This is a genomic window from uncultured Ruegeria sp., from assembly GCF_947489545.1.
GTDB lineage: Bacteria > Pseudomonadota > Alphaproteobacteria > Rhodobacterales > Rhodobacteraceae > Ruegeria.
This window is the reverse complement of sequence record NZ_CANLDZ010000005.1, coordinates 1-18935: the sequence shown is the minus strand read 5'-3', so window position 1 is coordinate 18935 and position 18935 is coordinate 1. Positions and strand designations below refer to the sequence as shown.

The following is an 18935-nucleotide window of genomic DNA, read 5'->3' as shown; positions in this document are numbered from 1 at the left end:
CGGCACTTGCCGCCCTTTTCTATTCTGCCGCCGCTCCCACTTGCCCCTTCAGTGCATCATAGGCACGCTGGGCGTAGTCAACCCGCAGCTCATATTGGCCACGTGCGACAATAAACTCGGGTGCTTCGATCCCTGCCGCCGAAGACACTTGTCTCAGATGCGGGCCTGATAGCGGGATGTAGTCTGCTGATTGACCACTGAACCTGTTGAACAGCCGTCCGCCAAACCACATTCGGCGTTTTCGGGCCTGTTCGGCTGAGTGCAAACGAAAATGCAAAACGCCAAAGAGAGCTTCAGCGTCGAATGGCAACAAGTCAGCAGCGGCGCTTATGCTTGAGACGGCTGGGGCGAGACCGTCGGTGGCGGCGTTACGCATCCCCTTCTGTGTTGGGCTTGGCCCAAAGATGATCCGAATAATTGGGCAGTCAGCCATGCCGGACTGGTTCCGCATTGCTAGTGCGAGCCGGATTTGCGGGACATCATCGGAGCGACGATCTTCGTCGCGACTGGAATCAGCGCCAGTCCCCATGCCAGCCCGAAAATACCATCCATCGTGGCCTTGGCTGTCCATTCGACAAACCCTTCCCATTGGGCGGAAACCGAATGGCCAACAGCGTAAGCCAGGTCATGGATATGATGCCCCAGCCAACCAAAGCCCAGAACTTCCATTCCGTGAATGATGATGGAGCCTCCGACCCATAGCATGGCGGCCGTACCGACGATTGACAGCGTCTTCATGACTCCGGGCATTGCCTTGACCAACCCACGTCCCAACCCGCGCCCGATTGGGGTTGGCGCGTTATTGGCCAGATAGAGCCCGACATCGTCCATTTTCACGATCAGGGCGACGGAACCATAGACGGCCAGTGTCACGCCAAGACCGACAACCGCTAGCGTCGCGGCCTGCATCCATATATTCGGCGCCTCAATGGCCGCCAGCGCGATCGTCATGATTTCGGCTGACAGAATAAAGTCCGTTTTGATCGCGCCTTTGACCTTCTGTTCCTCCAGATGTCCCGGGTCGGGGTTTTTTAAGTCTTCTTCGATCACGTGACTGCCATGTGGGAACAACACATGGAAAATCTTCTCGGCCCCCTCAAAACACAGATACGATCCCCCGATCATCAACAAAGGCGTAATGAGCCAGGGCGCAAAATTGGCCAGCAACAACGCAACCGGCAAAAGCAGAACGATCTTGTTGAACACGGAACCACGGGCGATGCGCCAGATGATCGGCAACTCCCGTGCTGGCGCGAACCCCTGAACGTATTTCGGTGTCACCGCTGCATCATCGATAATGACACCCGCAGTCTTGGCCCCCGCCTTTCCCGCTGCTGCAACAACATCGTCGACAGAAGACGCCGCAACCTTGGCGATTCCCGCCACATCGTCCAAAAGGGCCAACAGACCACTCATCGCGCGTCCTTTCCTGTCACCTGTCGCATCTGGAACCTACCTGATCCCACGGCTAGCGCAAGCGTTAGCGCAACCGGGACAGGTTTGCGCTAACACCTTAAAAATATGCCATTTTTGCCCTTTTGAGATTCCCCATTCGCCGTTATATGGCGTGAAAAGCAAGCGCATTTGGAGACGTCAGATGACCATCAAGGTCGGTATTAATGGTTTTGGTCGGATTGGCCGCTGTACCCTGTCGCACATCGCCGCATCGGCGCGAAACGACATTGAAGTGATCAAGGTGAACGCAACCGGACCTTTGGAAACCTCGGCGCACTTGCTGAAATACGACAGTATCCATGGGCGTTTTCCACGCGACGTATCCATCAACGGCAACACCATGGACCTGGGCCGCGGCCCGATGGAGATGTTTTCGACCTATGACATGAATGAGTTGGACTGGGATGGCTGCGATGTCGTTCTGGAATGCACCGGCAAGTTCAACGATGGGCGCAAAGCCAAAACCCACATGGAGCGTGGCGCACGAAAAGTTCTACTGTCGGCACCGGGCATCAACGTCGACAAGACCATCGTCTTTGGCGTGAACCACAACAGCTTGACCGCCAATGACAACATGGTGTCCAACGGCTCTTGCACCACGAACTGCCTTGCGCCGCTTGCCAAGGTTCTTGACGAAGGTATTGGCATCGAACACGGCATCATGACCACGATCCACGCCTATACCGGTGACCAGCCGACATTGGACCGTCGCCACAGCGACCTGTACCGCGCCCGCGCGGCTGCAATGTCAATGATCCCCACCACTACAGGCGCTGCCGCTGCACTGGGAGAAGTGTTGCCGAATCTTAAAGGTCGTCTGGACGGATCTGCAATCCGTGTACCGACGCCAAATGTATCCGCTGTTGATCTGAGTTTCCGCGCCGCGCGCGACGTCACCGTCGAGGAAGTGAACACGATTGCACAGAAAGCCGCTCAAGGTCCGATGCAACGCGTTCTGGGCTACGAGCCCGCACCGCTGGTGTCGACAGATTTCAATCACACCGAAGAAAGCTCAATCTTCGCACCCGACCAGACCCGCGTCGTTGATGGCCGCATGGTGCGCGTATTGGCCTGGTACGATAACGAATGGGGCTTCTCGGTCCGTATGGCCGATGTGGCCGTTGCCATGGGTCGTCTTAACTGACTTTCCCGTGATCGCTTGAACAGCTTCGCCCGCTCAGGTTATCTGGGCGGGCGTTTTCGTTCGGGGACAGGATGACAAATCAAATCGCCATCTGGCTCGGAATACTGCTTATTGGTGGTATGATGATTGACTACGCAATGTTCGGACCCGAGCATTTGTTGTTTCTTAGCAAAAAGCTTTATGCCTTTCTGGACTGGCTTGCGTTCTGGCGATGACAGAGGTTTCGCTTGACTTTTCCGCTCATCTGATCTTGTTAGCGCTAACTACACTTTAACCGATGCCGACAGGCTATTCAGACGGAGCGCACCATGACACTCAAACTGGCAATCAACGGCTTTGGACGGATCGGGCGTGGTGTTTTGCGCGCGGTCATGGAATCGGGTCGCACAGATGTGGAAATCGTCGCGATCAACGATCTGGCGAAGCCCGAGATGAACGCTCATCTGTTTGAATTCGACAGTGTGCACGGGCGTTATGCTAACCCGGTCACCCTGACCGAGGCCGGTCTGGACGTGGGCGCAGGTCCGATCCGCCTGACCAGCGAGCGGGACCCTGAAGCGCTGAATTGGTCCGATGTGGACGTGGTTCTGGAATGTACCGGCGTTTTCCGCACGCGCGAAGCGGCCGAGCGTCACTTTGAAAACGGATCAAAGAAAGTTCTGATTTCGGCGCCAGCGCGGGGCGATGGCGGCGTTAAGACGGTGGTCTTCGGCGTTAACGATCACGAGCTGACTACAGCAGACACCGTTGTGTCGAACGCATCTTGCACAACAAACTGCCTATCGCCTGTTGCAGCAGCACTGGATGCCGGTTTGGGCATCCTGCACGGCAATATGACGACCGTTCACGCCTATACGGCAAGCCAGCCGGTGCACGACACTGCAGGCAAAGACCCCTATTTGTCGCGCGCGGCAGCCCTGTCCATGATTCCAACCACCACCGGTGCGGCCTCGGCTGTTGGTTTGGTTCTGCCGCAGCTGGCCGGCAAGCTGACCGGTCAGGCCATTCGAGTGCCAACGCCAAATGTCTCAGTCGTCGATCTGGTCGCTGAGGTCTCGCGCCCCACCACCGAAGACGAAGTAAACGCGCTGTTCGTCGAAGCCGCTGCGAAGATTCCCGGTATCCTGGCGGCGGAAAAGCGACCGCTGGTGTCCATGGACTTCAACCACGACGCACACAGCTCGACTGTGTCACTGGCCGAAACCAAAGTCACAGATGGCACGCTTGTGCGCGTTCTAGCGTGGTACGACAATGAATGGGGCTTTTCGAACCGGATGCTGGACACAGCCGCCGCGATGGGCGCCCTAACCTAACCTCTCGCGCAATGCTATATTGACGCGGGGCGTGACGAATTTCGACACGTCCCCGTCCAGCCGCGCGATTTCCTTGACCAGTTTCGAAGCGATGGCCTGATGCCGCGCCTCGGCCATCAGGAATACCGTCTCGATCGAGTCGTCCAAAGCCCGGTTCATGCCAACCATCTGAAATTCGTATTCAAAATCCGCCACAGCCCGCAGGCCACGCACGATGATCTGCGCACCGACGTCTCGGGCACAGTTAATCAGCAGGTTCTCGAATGGATGGGCGACAATTTCCGTTTGTGTTTGCTCAGACAGATGCGCGCATTCCGCCTCGATCATGGCCACGCGTTCTTCCAGCGCAAACAGCGGGCCCTTGTCGCGGTTGATGGCGACACCAATCACCAGCTTGTCCACCAAGGCCGACGCGCGACGGATAATGTCGATATGACCCAGGGTGATCGGATCAAAAGTTCCAGGATACAATCCAACCCGCATCGCGCCCTCCTGCGCAATAAAATTTCTGCGCAAGCAAACACAACTCTGCTGCGGCTGCAAGGGGCCTCAAACAAGGCCCTTGTCGTCAGTGCCCCATGATCATGCCTTCAAGCGCATCTTTCTCCATGGCAAGTTCTGCCAGTTGCGCCTTGACCACGTCGCCCAGGGTCACGATTCCTACCAACTTGCCTTCTTCGACGATGGGCATATGGCGAAAACGACCTTCGGTCATACGAGACATGATGTCCTGAACGGTTGTTTGGCGGGTCGCGGTTACCAGCTTCTCTGTCATGTAGGAGCTTACTGGCTGGGTCAGGCAACCGCTGCCACTTTTGGCCAGTTCGCGGACAATATCGCGCTCAGACAAAATCCCAGCAGCCGTTTGCCCGTCATCGTCTGAGACGACCACCGTGCCGATGCGTTTTTCTGCCAGTACCTTTGCCGCTTCGGAAACTGTGGCTGTCGAACCGACTGTCACGACCCCATCCGCTGCCTTTGACTTGAGAATGGCCTGAACAAGCATAGGGAAAAACCTCCGGAATAACGTACTGTTTTACAAAGCGTTGCGCGATTGTCGTGACCTGTCAAGTTTCGGCAGCGGCTTCCAGCCGCGCCACCTCGTCGCGGATACCGCGTGTCAGGGCTTCGGCGAAGCGGTTCAACCGCTCGTTGCGCTGATCTCCCTGATGCCTGACCAGATAAAAACTTCGGGTCAAACTCACTTGATCCGTCAGGATTTTCTGCAGATTCGGATGAAAAGGTAGCGTGAAGTCATGTGCCACACATAGGCCGGTCCCTGACGACACCTGCCGCAGCTGGACCGAGACAGAGTTCGATGCAAGCGCGACACGGTCAACGCCAATATCGTTCAGATAGTCCAGCTCGCGGTCAAAGATCATGTCGGGAATGTAGCCAATCAGACGGTGCTGACTTAGGTCCGCCACCGACTGAATTGGTCCCTTTCGATCCAGATAGTCCTGCGTGGCAACCATATGCAGTTTGTAGTCACTGATCTTTTTGACCAACAGCTTACCGGCCGTGGGCGCACTGACGGTGACGGCCATATCCGCCTCGCGTCGTGACAGGTTGATGATCCGGGGCAAGGCCAGAATCTGAATATCCAGATCGGGGTTCGCGTCACTGATCTTTGCACAAACCTGTGGCAGCAGGTAATTGGCGCTGCCATCTGGGGCCCCAATCCTGATTTGGCCGCTTAACGATTTGGTTGATCCAGTCATGGCCCCGGCCGCAGCGCGCATCGCCTCTTCAGCTTGCAGCCCATGTTCCAGCAATCGCTCTCCGATCGCTGTCAGCACATAGCCCTGTTGGGATTTGGTGAACAGCAACGCATCCAGCGTCGTTTCCAGACGGGCAATGCGCCGACCCACCGTTGCAGGATCAATCTTGAGGATGCGCCCCGCGGAGGACAGGCTTTCTTCTCGCGCGACAGCCAGAAAGATTCGTATGTCATCCCAATTCGGGTTCATCCCAGTCTCTTTTGCATTTTTGCAAAGCTCTTTTGGGATATTGCCTCTGTTCCCCGGATTTCTGCAAGTCTATTCTGCGGCCAACTTTATCGGAGGAGAATTCGATGCAAGACCTGACCCACTTCATCAATGGCGAGTACGTCGCTGGCGCTTCTGGCCGTTTTGACGATGTCTTCAACCCAGCAACGGGCGAAGTTCAGTACAAATGCCCGATGGCGAGCGCCGCAGAAACAACGGCCGCAATTGAACAGGCTGCTATGGCACAACCCGCATGGGGCGCAACCAACCCGCAAAAGCGCGCCCGCGTGATGATGGCGATGGTTGGCCTTATGAACCGTGATATGGAAAAGCTGGCCGAAGCGTTGAGCCGCGAGCATGGCAAGACCATCCCAGACGCCAAAGGCGATCTTCAGCGTGGTCTGGAAGTGATCGAGTACTGTATTGGCGCACCTCAGATGCTGAAAGGGGAGTATACAGACAGTGCCGGACCCGGCATCGACATGTACTCGATGCGCCAGCCACTAGGTGTTGTGGCATCTATCATGCCGTTCAACTTCCCCGCCATGATGCCTCTGTGGCACGTCGGCCCTGCCCTAGCCTGCGGCAACGCTGTCGTCCTGAAACCATCGGAACGGGATCCCTCCGTTCCGCTGATGCTGGCCGAACTGTTTGTCGAGGCTGGCCTGCCCAAGGGTGTATTCCAAGTCGTCAATGGCGACAAAGAAGCCGTCGACACCCTGCTGGACAGCGAGATCATTCAGGGTGTGTCCTTCGTCGGCTCAACCCCGATTGCGCAGTACATCTATTCCCGCGCAACAGCGAACGGTAAGCGTGCCCAGTGCTTTGGTGGCGCCAAGAACCACATGATCGTGATGCCCGATGCCGATATGGATCAGGCCGCTGATGCGTTGGTTGGTGCCGGATTTGGTGCGGCGGGCGAACGTTGCATGGCTGTCTCTGTTGCCGTGCCCGTGGGTGACGAAACTGCTGATGCCCTGATTGAAAAACTGGTGCCTCGCATCGAAAAGCTAAAAGTCGGCCCCTACACGTCTGGCGATGACGTGGATATGGGCCCGGTTGTGACCGGCGCCGCCAAAGAGCGCATTCTGGGCCTGATCAATTCCGGTGTGGAACAGGGTGCGAAGCTGGTTGTCGACAACCGAGACTTCAGCCTGCAAGGCTATGAGGACGGCTTCTTTGTTGGCCCACACTTGTTTGACCACGTGACGCCTGCCATGGACATCTACCGTCAGGAGATCTTCGGCCCCGTCCTGTCGACTGTGCGTGCAGGATCTTACGAAGAAGCGCTGAAACTGGCCATGGATCATGAATATGGCAACGGCACCGCGATCTTTACCCGCGATGGCGACACGGCACGTGACTTTGCCAGCCGGGTGAATATCGGCATGGTTGGCATTAACGTACCGATCCCAGTACCGCTGGCCTACCACACCTTTGGTGGTTGGAAGAAATCCATGTTCGGCGATCTGAACCAGCATGGTGCTGACAGCTTCAAGTTCTATACCCGCACCAAAACCGTCACGGCCCGCTGGCCATCGGGTATCAAAGAAGGTGGCGAGTTTAACTTCAAGGCCATGGACTAAGGTTCCGGCCACATCAAGTCCGAAGGCCGCCTCATCGGGCGGCCTTTCTCGTTCCATGATCAGGTAAGAACGATAAAGAAACTCGACAAACTCAAAGGCCTGCATGCGTGTCTTTGAAGTGTCCGATAGATCGAAACTTCATGTCCGCACACAAGGGAAACATCGTCGGCACTGGCGGATTTCCGTTCATTTCATCGCAAGTTCACGAAAATTTCAGGTTGAATGTCTGGCTCTTCCCCACAACACACCATAAATTGCACCAAAACCCGAGCGGTCTTTGAGGAGGCTCACGTGTCCAATTCTCGTATTACTCGCCGTAAGGCCCTGTTGGGCGTTGCTTCGGCTTTGGCCGTTCCGTCTCTGGCGCGGGCGCAAAGCATCGATGCATTCCCGCAAACGGAAGAAGCCATCAGCACCCAGCTTCCGGTGCGTCGCAACGTATCGTCGTTTTCTCAGCAAAACTGGCAAGATCATTTCGATCAACTTGGCGTAGGCTGCTTGTTGGCCGACATCACCAGCCGAGCGGTGCATTATTGGGCGGCTGATGGTTCGTACAAGTTATACCCCAGCTCGGTCCCGATGAGCGAAGAGCTGACCAAGCGCGGCTATACCAAAGTCGTGCGCAAAACAGAGTTCCCCAGCTGGACCCCGACCGCCTCGATGCGGGAACGTGATCCAGAGCTACCCGTGCGTATGGAAGGTGGCGATCCTGGAAACCCGTTGGGCACCCGGGCGATGTATCTGGATTGGCCAGCTTATCTGGTGCACGGCACCCATGACACCCGCAAAATCGGACGCCAAAGTTCGTCCGGCTGCATTGGTCTGTATAATCAGCATGTCGAGGAATTGTATCCTCTGGTGCAAATCGGCACTCAGGTCCGACTGGTATAATCAAAAAGCCCCGGCCAAATGGACCGGGGCTTTTGTTTGCAAAGCCGTCAGTCTTATTCAGGAATGATAACCGCGTCGATGACGTGGATAACGCCATTGCTGGCTTCGATATCGGCCTGAACGACCTCGGCACCGTTGACCTTCACACCGTTTCTGGCGTTGACGCTTAACCGATCGCCCTGAACGGTCAGGACCTTCGCACGTTTGCCAGCGATGTCACCGGACATCACTTTGGCCGGTACGACGTGATACGTAAGGATTTCAACAAGCTGATCCTTGTTCTCGGGCAGCAACAAAGTTTCCACGGTGCCTTCTGGCAGCGCAGCAAATGCTTCGTCTGTTGGGGCAAATACAGTAAACGGTCCGCTTCCCTTAAGCGTATCAACCAGGCCTGCGGCCTGAACGGCGGCGACCAATGTGTTGAATGACCCTGCAGAAACGGCGGTGTCGACAATGTCTGCGGCCTGGGCCTTCAGTGGCATTGCAAATGCGAGTGCGGCGGCGGCCCCCATAAATGTACGACGGAACATGGCTGTCTTCTCCTCTCCAGCTTGTTATGGAAAGGGTTACGGGCTTTGCTCAGACCCGGATCACTTTAGATCAAACTTCTTTGACCTGAACCCAGATGCTTTGCGCGCGACCATCGCGCAGAAACGGCAGGGCTTTGACGGCATCAGGGCGGGCCTGTTGCAGGAAAAACCCGGGCCAAAGCATTGAATACCCACCAGATTGCAGCAGAGCATGCAGCATGTACTGCTCGCCCCAGCCAGGGCAATCATAGAAAAACCGTTTAGGATACTCGTAGGGCAAGAAAACATCGTGCACATGGATCACCACACCCGACTTCAGCGCAGGGATGATCCGGCAAAACAGATGGGCGACATCATTGCTCATCCGCACAACGTGGCTGGAATCGATGAATAGAATGTCCCCGGCCTCAAGCTGATCAAACAGCGCGGGGTTGACCTCTTCGAGCCGTTTTTGTTCAAACTGATCGACGACGTGGGCGATGTCTGCGCGTGGATAGGGGTCAATCGCGGTGATCTGGGTTTGCAGACCGCCATCGATGACGGCCTGCCGGGTGACACGCGTAGAGTTTCCGCACCCGACCTCGATCACGCGTTTTGGCTGATACCTGCGGACCATCAGATACAACGCATCCGCATCGGGGCTGTCATAATATCCGTTGCCGATGCGATATCCGGTCTGGTTCTGCGCCGGGTCCTTCAACGCGGTCAGAGCGTCCGCATGCTGCTGGTATTCCTTGGTCAGTTGCCCGACATCAAAGCTCTCCATGCCCGGAGACAAGGCGTAAGCAGGTTTGGTCAATCCCCCTGCCCGCTCAAAGCTTTCAAGGCGCGCGCGTTCGTCGCGTTCCGTGACCTTGTCGACCAGTTTTACACCAAACCGGTCAAGGGCGGCGTTGATCCGTGGAAATTTTCTGGGTTTCACGCGGCAGGCTCCGATTTGGTACTTTGCGACTGTCGCTCCATACCGTTGCTTGCCCGGCCTCTGCAAGAACCAGAACCTCAAACCCTTGGCAAAACGTTGATTTCCGTATTCACTGGTCCGACACAGGAAGAGGAGGTCCGCGAATGCAGCAGGATTTCACGCTGGGCATCGAAGAAGAATACCTGCTGGTTGATCGCGACAGCCTGCAACTGACCGAAGCACCCGAAGCCCTGATGGATGCCTGTCAGTCCGATTTCGAAGGTCAAGTTAGCCCTGAATTCCTGCAATGTCAGATCGAAGTCGGCACCCGCCCCCATACGACGATCAGCAGTGCGCGCGAAGATCTGAAACGTCTGCGATCGTGTGTCTCTGAGCATGCCGCTGCGTATAACCTGAGCCCCATCGCGGTATCCTGTCACCCTTTTGCGAACTGGAAGGATCAGCATCACACCCGCAAGGAACGCTATGATGCACTGCAACACGCGCTGGGCGGGGTCGCCCGGCGAATGCTGATTTGTGGCATGCATGTGCACGTTGGCGTTGCGGATCAGGCCCTGCGGGCAGACCTGATGCCTCAGCTGTCCTATTTTCTGCCGCATCTTCTGGCCTTGTCTACATCTTCCCCCTTCTGGAATGGTGAAGACACCGGGCTGTCGTCGTATCGTCTGACTGTATTCGACAATCTGCCGCGTACCGGTCTGCCGCCGGACTTTGACAGCTGGGCTGAATACGAGCGTACAACCGGAATACTGGTCGATTTGGGCGTTATCGAAGATACGTCGAAAATCTGGTGGGACCTGCGCCCCTCACACCGGTTCCCGACGCTTGAAACCCGCATCATGGATGTGCAGCCGCGTTTTGAACACACGCTGTCACTGGCTGCATTGGTTCAGGCATTGACGCGGATGCTTTGCCGCTTGAAAGACCGCAATCTGCGCTGGCGCCAGTATGATCGATTTTTGGTCGGTGAAAATCGCTGGCGTGCGCAGCGCTACGGTGTTGGTGAAGGACTCATCGATTTTGGTGACCGTTCCATCAAACCAATGGCCGAACTGATCGGAGATTTAATGGGCCTTCTTGCCGAAGATTCCGAAGCCCTGGGCACCATGAAGGAACTCGCGCGTTTACGGCAGATTGCTGAAAACGGAACCTCCGCAACCCGTCAACGCCGTATTCATGCCGAGGCAGCGGCCAAGGACGAGGATCCGGGCAAAGCAGTTGTTCGGCATCTGATCGAAGAATTTCACGCCGATCTTTAAGGGTTTGTTGATCTGCGCAGTACTTCCAGATGAATTCGCGCCGAACGATTGCTGACCCTGCAAAATTTCTGTAACGATTGGGAAATAAACAACCGTTCAATTATATGCCGACGGGAGGGAGCGCTATGGATTTCGCGCTGAGCGAGGAACAAACAGCCATCTTTGATATGGCTTACGCTTTTGGGCAGGAAAACATCGCCCCATTTGCCCGCCAGTGGGAATCAGATGGAACGATCCCAAAAGATCTGTGGCCCAAGATTGGAGAGCTTGGATTCGGGGCTTTATACGTCTCGGAAGACGGCGGCGGATCCGGTCTGACCCGATTGGATGCAACGCTGGTGTTCGAGGCATTGTCGATGGCCTGCCCCTCGGTTGCCGCGTTTCTGTCAATCCACAACATGTGCGCCAAGATGCTGGACAGCTTTGCGGATGATGACCTCAAATCCCGCATAATGCCCGGCGTGCTGACTATGAACACTGTACTAAGCTATTGCCTGACCGAACCCGGATCGGGCTCGGACGCTGCAGCGCTGAAAACCCGCGCAGAACGCACCAATGAAGGCTATACGCTGAACGGAACCAAAGCCTTTATCTCGGGCGGTGGGTATTCTGACGCTTATGTCTGCATGGTCCGCAGCGGTCAGGACGGACCCAAGGGCATTTCCACGGTGTATGTCGAGGATGGCACCCCGGGTCTTAGCTTTGGCGCCTTAGAGAAGAAGATGGGGTGGTTAAGCCAACCCACAGCGCAAGTGCAATTCGACGATTGCAAGATTCCATCCGGCAATTTGGTCGGAACCGAGGGCGACGGTTTCAAGTACGCCATGATGGGCCTGGATGGCGGCCGTTTGAACATCGCATCCTGTTCGCTGGGCGCAGCCCAGGCAGGTTTGGACATGACGGTGCAATACATGTCCCAGCGCAAAGCCTTCGGCAAATCCATCGATCAGTTCCAGGCTTTGCAATTCCGCCTGGCGGACATGGAGATCGAGCTGCAGGCCGCCCGCACGTTCCTCCGGCAGGCGGCGTGGAAACTGGATCAGGGCGCGCCGGATGCCACCAAGTTCTGCGCCATGGCCAAGAAGTTCGTGACCGAGACCGGCTCAAATGTGGTTGATCAATGTTTGCAACTACATGGTGGCTACGGCTATCTAGCGGATTACGGGATCGAAAAGCTTGTGCGCGATCTGCGGGTGCACCAGATATTGGAAGGCACTAATGAGATCATGCGCGTGATCGTCGCGCGACAGATGCTTGCCGAGAGCTGAGGGCCCAATGTCTGACATCGATATCCGCACGACTGGCCGTGCGGGGCGCATCACCCTGACGCGCCCAAAGGCTCTGAATGCACTGACTTATGAGATGTGCATGGCCATCGATACCGCCCTGCGCAACTGGCGCGAGGACGATGCGGTAGACCTGATCATATTGGACGCCGAGGGCGACAAAGCGTTTTGCGCAGGCGGGGATATCGCCGAGCTGTATGAAACCGGTACCAAGGGAGATTTCGGTTTTGGCCAGACATTCTGGCGCGACGAATATCGCCTGAACGCGTTAATCTTTGAATATCCTAAACCGGTGGTCAGTTTCTTGCAGGGCTTCACCATGGGCGGCGGCGTCGGTGTTGGCTGTCATGGTAATCATCGCATTGTCGGCGAAAGCTCCAAAATCTCGATGCCCGAATGCTCGATCGGTCTGGTGCCGGATGTGGGTGGCACGCTGATGCTGGCGCTGGCACCCGGAAGACTTGGTGAGTTTCTGGGTATGACCGGTCATCGCATGGGACCTGCGGATGCTATCCTCGCCGGGTTTGCCGATCACTTCATCCCGCTTGCGCACTGGTCTGACCTGATCGAAATGCTGGAAGCCTCAGGTAACGCGGACCTGCTGCAGGACCATGCGGAAACCCCGCCGGAAGGTAAACTCTCAAGCATGCAAAGTGATATCGACCAAGCCTTTGGCGGCGAAACGCTTGGCGACATACTGATCAACCTCAGGGACAGCGATCGGGATTTCGCGTCCAATACGTTAGACGCGCTGCAGCGCAATGCGCCTTTGTCGATGGCCTGCACGGTTGAAATGCTGCACCGTTTGCGCGGCCCTGCCCTAACCATGCGCCGCGCATTGGAGATGGAATACCGGTTCACCTCTCGGGCAATGGAACATGGCGACTTTCTGGAAGGCATCCGCGCCCAGATCATCGACAAGGACCGCAACCCGAACTGGCAGTTCGCGGACCTGAGCGTTCCAGCGGCGGCCGTTTCAAAAATGCTGCAGCCACTGGGTGCGGACGCGCTGACATTCGAGGAGGAATAAGGCATGCAAATCGGATTCATTGGGCTAGGAAACATGGGTGCACCTATGGCAGCCAATCTGGCCAAAGCTGGTCATCAGGTTCGCGGCTTTGACACGGCCGGTGTGGTTGTTGAGGGTGTGACACAGGCTCAGACTGCTACAGAGGCCGTCGCAGACACGGACGCCGTGATCACCATGTTGCCCAACGGGGCCATTCTGCGAACGGTGGCTGATCAGATCATACCTCGCATGAAGCAGGGTGCCGTGTTCATTGACTGCTCGACAGTAGATGTAGACAGCGCGCGTGCTGTGGCCGATCAGGCGACCTCTGCGGGGTTGCTGTCAGTCGACGCACCTGTGTCCGGTGGCATAGGTGGAGCGTCTGCAGGCGCCCTGACCTTCATGGCAGGCGGCTCGGGGGAAGCCTTTACCAAGGCTGATCCACTGTTCGATATCATGGGCCAAAAGGCCGTTCATTGCGGCGAGGCCGGCTCCGGACAGGCGGCCAAGATCTGCAACAACATGATCCTCGGTGTCACCATGATCGCAACCTGCGAGGCGTTCGCGCTGGCCGACAAGTTGGGTTTGGATCGTCAGAAGATGTTTGATGTTGTCAGCACGTCATCAGGCTACAGCTGGACAATGAACGCGTATTGCCCTGCCCCCGGTATTGGCCCGAACAGCCCGGCAGACAACGGGTATCAACCCGGATTCGCGGCGGAACTGATGCTGAAAGACCTACGGCTGAGCCAACAGGCTGCCGACAGCGCCGATGCCGACACCCCTATGGGCCAGGCAGCAACCGCGCTTTACGAACAGTTTGTCGAAAACGAAGGCGGCAACGGGCAGGATTTTTCGGCGATGTTGCCGCGGTTCGAAAAACGGGGGCGGCTGTAAATGCAAGCCATGGTTACGGCCGAATTGTATGCAATTCCAGCCTGGGTCAGTTAACGATAGCGGACTCTAGAAACTGCTTTGTCTCGTCATCGGCCGGGAATATCAGTTCAATTCGCAACTCGGACAAGGCGATATCTTCCGCTGTGCCGAACTGACTGATCGTCGAAAACAAGGATAAGGTTCGGTCCCCGAACCGGTAGCTCGTCGGAATGAATGCGGGTCTGATTGACGTCTGGACCGGTGCGTCATCAGCAACGCTGCATAAACGATCGATCATCGCCTGAAGCTTGCGGTCGGTTCCGACATGCACATTCTCGGCCCGAAGTCTTAAGATCATGTGCTGCACCACTTCAGAGTGGTTCAGCAAAGCCCCCCGAACTGCAGGATTGTCGATCAGCGCTTCAATCATGTTATCCCCTTGCCCAATACCAAGGACGCCCAACAACAATCCGGCACTTGTGTTCATTTGAACCACGTCCCAATGTCGGTTCAAGGCAAACCCCGGATAAGGATCATGCCGGTTCAACGTCCATTCCACCGCCTGACGCACCGGGCGCATGTCAGCGTCTGAAAGGTCGCGCGTTTTGTACGCCGGGCTTAGTCCAGCTGCAGTCAACAAGGTGTTGCGGGCAGAAAACGGCACCTCTAGCTCATCACACAATCGAAACACCATGCCGCGACTGGGACGAGACCGCCCAGTTTCCAGAAACGAAATGTGCCGCGAGGATACGCCCGCACTTAAACCCAGCTCCAGCTGGCTCATGCGCCGTGTGGTTCGCCATTCCTTCAGGGCCGTGCCGAACTCTGCACTCATATCAGACCTTTCTTTCGCATTAACAAAGTAACACGCCAAAAAGCGAATGCACTTACCTGGAAGGTAATTGTTTCGCCGCATCGAAGGCCGCAGCTTGTGCGCAGACAATCGAAACGGAGAGCACACATGACACATACGCGCGCAACACAACTGCTTCGGGGCGCATCAGCAATTTGCATTGCGTTTGGAGTGCTGATGTTTCTGTCGCTGCCATTTCAACTGGGTTCACTTTTTGGCTTGTTTCTGGACCTTGCACATCTACCAATTGATGGCAGACAAACATTCACATCTGACAGTGAACTTCTGTTAGGGGCGATCAGTGGCGGCTTGTTGACTGGGTTGGGTGTGATGACTTGGCAGGTTACCACCCATGTCTACGCGACAAATCCCGAAATCGGCGGACGGATCATGATGTACGGCCTCATCAGCTGGTTCGTCATTGACAGTACGGGATCAGTCTTTGCAGGTGCGTGGTTCAACGTGGTTTTGAACTCCGGCTTCTTGGCGTTGTTTGTGGTTCCGATCCAATTGGCCTCTAAACCCAAACCCATGCTTTCCGCATAAAGGCTTGAAGGCGCTGGCCTAGTTCCAGCGCCCACAATTACTCGGCTGCAACACGCTTGGGGTTCAACATCGATTTCAGGTAACGGCCAGTATAACTGTGTTCCGTCTCGGCAACTTTTTCGGGCGTACCTTCAGCGACGATCTGGCCACCGCCATCTCCGCCCTCAGGACCGATATCGATGATCCAGTCAGCGGTTTTGACGACATCCAGATTGTGTTCGATCACGACAACGGTATTGCCCTGCTCGACCAGTTCATGAAGCACCTCCAACAGCTTACGTACATCTTCAAAGTGCAATCCCGTCGTCGGTTCATCCAGAATATACAGCGTTCGACCGGTTGATCGCTTGCTGAGCTCTTTCGACAGCTTCACCCGCTGCGCTTCACCACCAGAAAGCGTCGTCGCCTGTTGGCCAACTTTGATATAGCCAAGACCCACACGGGCCAAGGCATCCATTTTATCGCGGATCGACGGTACTGCCTTGAAGAATTCCTGCGCGTCTTCGACAGTCATATCAAGAACATCGGCGATAGACTTACCTTTGAACTTGATCTCCAGCGTTTCGCGGTTGTATCGCGCGCCCTTGCAGGTCTCACAGGTCACGTAAACATCGGGCAAAAAGTGCATCTCAATCTTAATGACACCGTCGCCCTGGCATGCCTCACATCGTCCGCCTTTGACGTTAAAGCTGAACCGACCAGGTTTGTATCCGCGCGCCTTGGCCTCGGGCAGACCGGCAAACCAGTCGCGGATCGGGGTGAAGGCCCCGGTGTAAGTCGCTGGATTTGAACGCGGAGTTCGCCCGATGGGTCGCTGATCAATGTCGATGACCTTATCCAGATGTTCCAACCCTTTAATCGTTTCGCACGGCGCAGGCGTCTGACGCGCCCCGTTCAGACGCATCGAGGCGGTCTTGAACAACGTTTCGATGGTCAGGGTCGACTTCCCGCCACCCGAGACACCAGTCACGCACACAAATTTCGCCAATGGAAACGCGGCAGTGACATTTTTCAGATTGTTGCCGGTCGCTTTGACCACCGAGACTTTCTTCTTATTGCCCTTGCGTCTCGTGGCCGGCACCGCAATCTCACGCGTCCCAGCCAGATACTGCCCGGTCACCGAGGCTGCATCTGCCGCAATCTCGGCCGGTGTTCCTTGGCTGACCACCTGACCACCGTGCACGCCGGCTCCGGGGCCAATATCAAAGACGTAATCAGCCTCGCGGATCGCTTCTTCGTCATGTTCGACGACGATGACCGTATTTCCCTGATCGCGCAGGTTCTTGAGCGTACCCAACAGCCGGTCATTGTCGCGCTGGTGCAAACCAATTGAGGGTTCGTCGAGCACGTACAATACGCCCGTCAGCCCAGACCCAATCTGGGATGCCAACCGGATGCGCTGGCTCTCGCCTCCCGACAAAGTTCCACTTGAACGTGACAAGGTAAGATACTCTAATCCAACGTTATTCAGGAATCCTAATCGCTCGCGAATTTCCTTGAGAATAGCGCGGGCGATTTCGTTCTTCTGAGCATTCAAATGGTTGGGTGCGTCCTCGACCCAAGCCAAGGCCTCTCTGATCGACATCTGGACCACCTGGCCCACATGAAGGCCTGACATCTTGACGGCCAAAGCCTCAGCCCGCAGGCGGAAACCATTGCACGCGCCACAGGGACGGTTGTTCTGATACCGCTCGAACTCCTCCCGGATCCAGGCGCTGTCGGTCTCGCGATAGCGCCGCTCCATATTCGGGATCACGCCTTCGAAACTACGCGTAACCTGATAGACCCTTCCGCCTTCATCGTAGCGGAACTGGATTTCTTCATCGCCTGAACCGCGTAAAAACACCTGCTGAACCTTTTCGGGCAGATCTTTCCAAGGCGTGTTCTTGTCAAACTCATAGTGACGCGCGATCGCCTCAATCGTCTGCAGAAAGTACGGTGACTTACCCTTGCGCCATGGTGCCAACGCGCCATCATACAGTTTGAGCGTCTGGTCCGGCACGACGAGACGTTCGTCAAAGAACAGTTCAACCCCCAACCCATCGCAATCCGGACAGGCCCCAAAAGGAGCGTTGAACGAAAACAGGCGCGGTTCGATCTCAGGGATCGTGAAGCCACTGACGGGGCATGCAAAATTCTCGCTGAAGGTGATGCGTTCCGGATCGCCTTCCTTGGGCGCAGTTTCCAGAACCGCGATACCGTCGGCCAGATCCAAAGCGGTGCGCAAACTGTCGGCCAGCCGCGTTTCCATACCCTCACGCACGACCAGACGGTCCACGACGACATCAATATCGTGCCGGAATTTCTTGTCCAGCGTGGGCGGTTCGTCCAGCTCGTAGAACTCGCCATCTACTTTGACGCGTTGGAACCCCTGTTTGCGGAGTTCGAGGAATTCCTTTTTGTATTCGCCCTTGCGGTCCCGCACGATCGGAGCCAGCAGGTAACCACGCGTCCCCTCCTCCATCGTCATTATGCGATCAACCATGTCCTGAACTTGCTGCGCCTCAATCGGCAGGCCAGTAGCCGGGCTGAATGGCGTGCCAGCACGGGCGAACAACAGGCGCATGTAGTCGTAGATCTCGGTGACCGTGCCAACAGTCGAACGCGGGTTCTTGGAGGTTGTTTTCTGTTCGATGGAAATCGCCGGGGATAGACCGCTGATGTGATCCACATCAGGCTTTTCCATCATGTCCAGAAACTGACGCGCATAGGCCGATAGGCTTTCGACATAGCGACGTTGCCCTTCAGCGTAGATGGTATCAAACGCCAGCGACGACTTGCCCGAACCGGACAACCCGGTGATCACAACCAGCTGATCGCGCGGAATATCCACGTCGATGCCTTTTAGGTTATGTTCGCGCGCGCCGCGCACCTCGATATTCTTCAGCTCAGCCATTTCGGCCCCCAACAAACAAGTTTCTTAGAGATAGGCGAGTGGCGCTGAGTCTCCAATAGAAAAATTAGAACAAAGTGTGAACGAACAGGTTTTCGCCGAACAGGTTCCTGTTTCAAAGGCGATCCACAACTTCACAGAGAGCCGCCCTGTTGAAGGCGTCGTCCACGTGTCAACATTTTGAAGAAAGTGGCGCGGTTGACGGGGCTCGAACCCGCGACCCCCGGCGTGACAGGCCGGTACTCTAACCATCTGAGCTACAACCGCGCATTTTCATGATCCCTAGGCCCGGATCCAGGCTGACAGCAGTGGCGCGGTTGACGGGGCTCGAACCCGCGACCCCCGGCGTGACAGGCCGGTACTCTAACCATCTGAGCTACAACC

The 18935-nt window shown here is 56.3% G+C and carries 19 protein-coding genes and 1 tRNA gene; 10 read left to right on the top strand and 10 right to left on the bottom strand.

The window, feature by feature from the left end; translation table 11 throughout:
• Nucleotides 1-19: 19 nt before the first annotated feature.
• Both Q1B13_RS08730 and Q1B13_RS08725 read right to left on the bottom strand, forming a co-directional pair.
• Nucleotides 20-433, bottom strand: a complete 414-nt coding sequence (locus Q1B13_RS08730) for a hypothetical protein (protein ID WP_299799774.1) — start codon at nt 431-433, stop codon at nt 20-22.
• 20 nt (nt 434-453) lie between these two features.
• Entirely contained in the window at nt 454-1416 is a 963-nt protein-coding gene (locus Q1B13_RS08725; RefSeq protein WP_299075092.1) for a DUF808 domain-containing protein, read from the bottom strand.
• 181 nt (nt 1417-1597) lie between these two features.
• Here Q1B13_RS08725 and gap (Q1B13_RS08720) point away from each other — a divergent pair, with 181 nt between their 5' ends.
• The 3 genes from gap (Q1B13_RS08720) to gap (Q1B13_RS08710) all read left to right on the top strand — a co-directional run bounded on the left by gap (Q1B13_RS08720) (nt 1598) and on the right by gap (Q1B13_RS08710) (nt 3912).
• Entirely contained in the window at nt 1598-2599 is a 1002-nt protein-coding gene (gap, locus tag Q1B13_RS08720; RefSeq protein WP_299075090.1) for a type I glyceraldehyde-3-phosphate dehydrogenase, read from the top strand.
• Nucleotides 2600-2670: 71 nt separating this feature from the next.
• On the top strand, nt 2671-2814 hold the full coding sequence (locus Q1B13_RS08715; RefSeq protein ID WP_299075088.1) for a hypothetical protein: 144 nt from the start codon (nt 2671-2673) through the stop codon (nt 2812-2814).
• 93 nt (nt 2815-2907) lie between these two features.
• A complete protein-coding gene (gap, locus tag Q1B13_RS08710; protein ID WP_299075086.1) occupies nt 2908-3912 on the top strand; it encodes a type I glyceraldehyde-3-phosphate dehydrogenase in 1005 nt (334 codons plus the stop codon).
• On the opposite strand, the gene coaD is transcribed toward gap (Q1B13_RS08710), so the two are convergent.
• The 3 genes from coaD to Q1B13_RS08695 form a co-directional block, all read right to left on the bottom strand.
• Entirely contained in the window at nt 3904-4395 is a 492-nt protein-coding gene (coaD, locus tag Q1B13_RS08705; protein ID WP_298935727.1) for a pantetheine-phosphate adenylyltransferase, read from the bottom strand. The two genes, gap (Q1B13_RS08710) and coaD, sit on opposite strands and share 9 nt — an antisense overlap.
• A gap of 85 nt (nt 4396-4480) precedes the next feature.
• On the bottom strand, nt 4481-4918 hold the full coding sequence (locus Q1B13_RS08700) for a CBS domain-containing protein (protein WP_298935728.1): 438 nt from the start codon (nt 4916-4918) through the stop codon (nt 4481-4483).
• 61 nt (nt 4919-4979) lie between these two features.
• Nucleotides 4980-5882 carry a LysR family transcriptional regulator gene (locus tag Q1B13_RS08695; protein WP_299075084.1) on the bottom strand — a complete coding sequence of 301 codons (903 nt, stop codon included), beginning with the start codon at nt 5880-5882 and terminating at the stop codon, nt 4980-4982.
• 104 nt (nt 5883-5986) lie between these two features.
• Between Q1B13_RS08695 and Q1B13_RS08690 the strand changes: the two genes are divergently transcribed.
• Together Q1B13_RS08690 and Q1B13_RS08685 are read left to right on the top strand one after the other, a co-directional pair.
• Nucleotides 5987-7486, top strand: a complete 1500-nt coding sequence (locus tag Q1B13_RS08690) for a CoA-acylating methylmalonate-semialdehyde dehydrogenase (RefSeq protein WP_299075082.1) — start codon at nt 5987-5989, stop codon at nt 7484-7486.
• 291 nt (nt 7487-7777) lie between these two features.
• The gene (locus Q1B13_RS08685; protein ID WP_298935733.1) at nt 7778-8377 is read left to right on the top strand and encodes a L,D-transpeptidase; all 600 of its coding nucleotides are present in this window, start codon (nt 7778-7780) and stop codon (nt 8375-8377) included.
• Nucleotides 8378-8430: 53 nt separating this feature from the next.
• On the opposite strand, the gene Q1B13_RS08680 is transcribed toward Q1B13_RS08685, so the two are convergent.
• A complete protein-coding gene (locus tag Q1B13_RS08680; protein WP_298935734.1) occupies nt 8431-8907 on the bottom strand; it encodes a fasciclin domain-containing protein in 477 nt (158 codons plus the stop codon).
• A gap of 70 nt (nt 8908-8977) precedes the next feature.
• The gene (locus Q1B13_RS08675) at nt 8978-9829 is read right to left on the bottom strand and encodes a class I SAM-dependent methyltransferase (protein WP_299075080.1); all 852 of its coding nucleotides are present in this window, start codon (nt 9827-9829) and stop codon (nt 8978-8980) included.
• 143 nt (nt 9830-9972) lie between these two features.
• Between Q1B13_RS08675 and Q1B13_RS08670 the strand changes: the two genes are divergently transcribed.
• From Q1B13_RS08670 to mmsB, 4 genes are all read left to right on the top strand, one after another.
• On the top strand, nt 9973-11088 hold the full coding sequence (locus Q1B13_RS08670) for a carboxylate-amine ligase (protein ID WP_299075078.1): 1116 nt from the start codon (nt 9973-9975) through the stop codon (nt 11086-11088).
• 125 nt (nt 11089-11213) lie between these two features.
• Nucleotides 11214-12356: an acyl-CoA dehydrogenase family protein gene (locus Q1B13_RS08665; RefSeq protein WP_299075076.1), complete on the top strand. Its 1143-nt coding sequence runs from the start codon at nt 11214-11216 to the stop codon at nt 12354-12356.
• 7 nt (nt 12357-12363) lie between these two features.
• Nucleotides 12364-13404 carry an enoyl-CoA hydratase/isomerase family protein gene (locus Q1B13_RS08660; protein WP_299075074.1) on the top strand — a complete coding sequence of 347 codons (1041 nt, stop codon included), beginning with the start codon at nt 12364-12366 and terminating at the stop codon, nt 13402-13404.
• A 3-nt stretch (nt 13405-13407) separates the two neighbouring features.
• Nucleotides 13408-14280 (top strand): 3-hydroxyisobutyrate dehydrogenase, encoded by an 873-nt coding sequence (mmsB, locus tag Q1B13_RS08655; RefSeq protein ID WP_299075072.1) that lies wholly within the window; start codon nt 13408-13410, stop codon nt 14278-14280.
• 46 nt (nt 14281-14326) lie between these two features.
• Here mmsB and Q1B13_RS08650 read toward each other — a convergent pair whose 3' ends face one another.
• Nucleotides 14327-15094, bottom strand: a complete 768-nt coding sequence (locus tag Q1B13_RS08650; protein ID WP_299075070.1) for a helix-turn-helix transcriptional regulator — start codon at nt 15092-15094, stop codon at nt 14327-14329.
• Nucleotides 15095-15220: 126 nt separating this feature from the next.
• On the opposite strand from Q1B13_RS08650, the gene Q1B13_RS08645 reads away from it, so the two are divergent.
• On the top strand, nt 15221-15658 hold the full coding sequence (locus tag Q1B13_RS08645) for an excinuclease ABC subunit A (protein WP_299075068.1): 438 nt from the start codon (nt 15221-15223) through the stop codon (nt 15656-15658).
• Nucleotides 15659-15695: 37 nt separating this feature from the next.
• Here the strand turns inward: Q1B13_RS08645 and uvrA are convergent, their stop codons facing one another.
• Together uvrA and Q1B13_RS08635 are read right to left on the bottom strand one after the other, a co-directional pair.
• Nucleotides 15696-18554: an excinuclease ABC subunit UvrA gene (gene uvrA, locus Q1B13_RS08640; protein ID WP_299075066.1), complete on the bottom strand. Its 2859-nt coding sequence runs from the start codon at nt 18552-18554 to the stop codon at nt 15696-15698.
• Nucleotides 18555-18741: 187 nt separating this feature from the next.
• A tRNA-Asp gene (locus tag Q1B13_RS08635) sits at nt 18742-18818 on the bottom strand.
• Between the last annotated feature and the right edge of the window lie 117 nt (nt 18819-18935).

Coding starts and splice junctions, on each gene's coding strand:
- Q1B13_RS08645 (WP_299075068.1), top strand. CDS start 15,221: ATGACACATACGCGCGCAACACAACTGCTTCGGGGCGCATCAGCAATT.
- Q1B13_RS08670 (WP_299075078.1), top strand. CDS start 9,973: ATGCAGCAGGATTTCACGCTGGGCATCGAAGAAGAATACCTGCTGGTT.
- Q1B13_RS08665 (WP_299075076.1), top strand. CDS start 11,214: ATGGATTTCGCGCTGAGCGAGGAACAAACAGCCATCTTTGATATGGCT.
- mmsB (WP_299075072.1), top strand. CDS start 13,408: ATGCAAATCGGATTCATTGGGCTAGGAAACATGGGTGCACCTATGGCA.
- Q1B13_RS08730 (WP_299799774.1), bottom strand. CDS start 433: ATGGCTGACTGCCCAATTATTCGGATCATCTTTGGGCCAAGCCCAACA.
- Q1B13_RS08695 (WP_299075084.1), bottom strand. CDS start 5,882: ATGAACCCGAATTGGGATGACATACGAATCTTTCTGGCTGTCGCGCGA.
- Q1B13_RS08650 (WP_299075070.1), bottom strand. CDS start 15,094: ATGAGTGCAGAGTTCGGCACGGCCCTGAAGGAATGGCGAACCACACGG.
- Q1B13_RS08715 (WP_299075088.1), top strand. CDS start 2,671: ATGACAAATCAAATCGCCATCTGGCTCGGAATACTGCTTATTGGTGGT.
- Q1B13_RS08725 (WP_299075092.1), bottom strand. CDS start 1,416: ATGAGTGGTCTGTTGGCCCTTTTGGACGATGTGGCGGGAATCGCCAAG.
- Q1B13_RS08660 (WP_299075074.1), top strand. CDS start 12,364: ATGTCTGACATCGATATCCGCACGACTGGCCGTGCGGGGCGCATCACC.
- uvrA (WP_299075066.1), bottom strand. CDS start 18,554: ATGGCTGAGCTGAAGAATATCGAGGTGCGCGGCGCGCGCGAACATAAC.
- Q1B13_RS08680 (WP_298935734.1), bottom strand. CDS start 8,907: ATGTTCCGTCGTACATTTATGGGGGCCGCCGCCGCACTCGCATTTGCA.
- Q1B13_RS08700 (WP_298935728.1), bottom strand. CDS start 4,918: ATGCTTGTTCAGGCCATTCTCAAGTCAAAGGCAGCGGATGGGGTCGTG.
- coaD (WP_298935727.1), bottom strand. CDS start 4,395: ATGCGGGTTGGATTGTATCCTGGAACTTTTGATCCGATCACCCTGGGT.
- gap (WP_299075086.1), top strand. CDS start 2,908: ATGACACTCAAACTGGCAATCAACGGCTTTGGACGGATCGGGCGTGGT.
- gap (WP_299075090.1), top strand. CDS start 1,598: ATGACCATCAAGGTCGGTATTAATGGTTTTGGTCGGATTGGCCGCTGT.
- Q1B13_RS08690 (WP_299075082.1), top strand. CDS start 5,987: ATGCAAGACCTGACCCACTTCATCAATGGCGAGTACGTCGCTGGCGCT.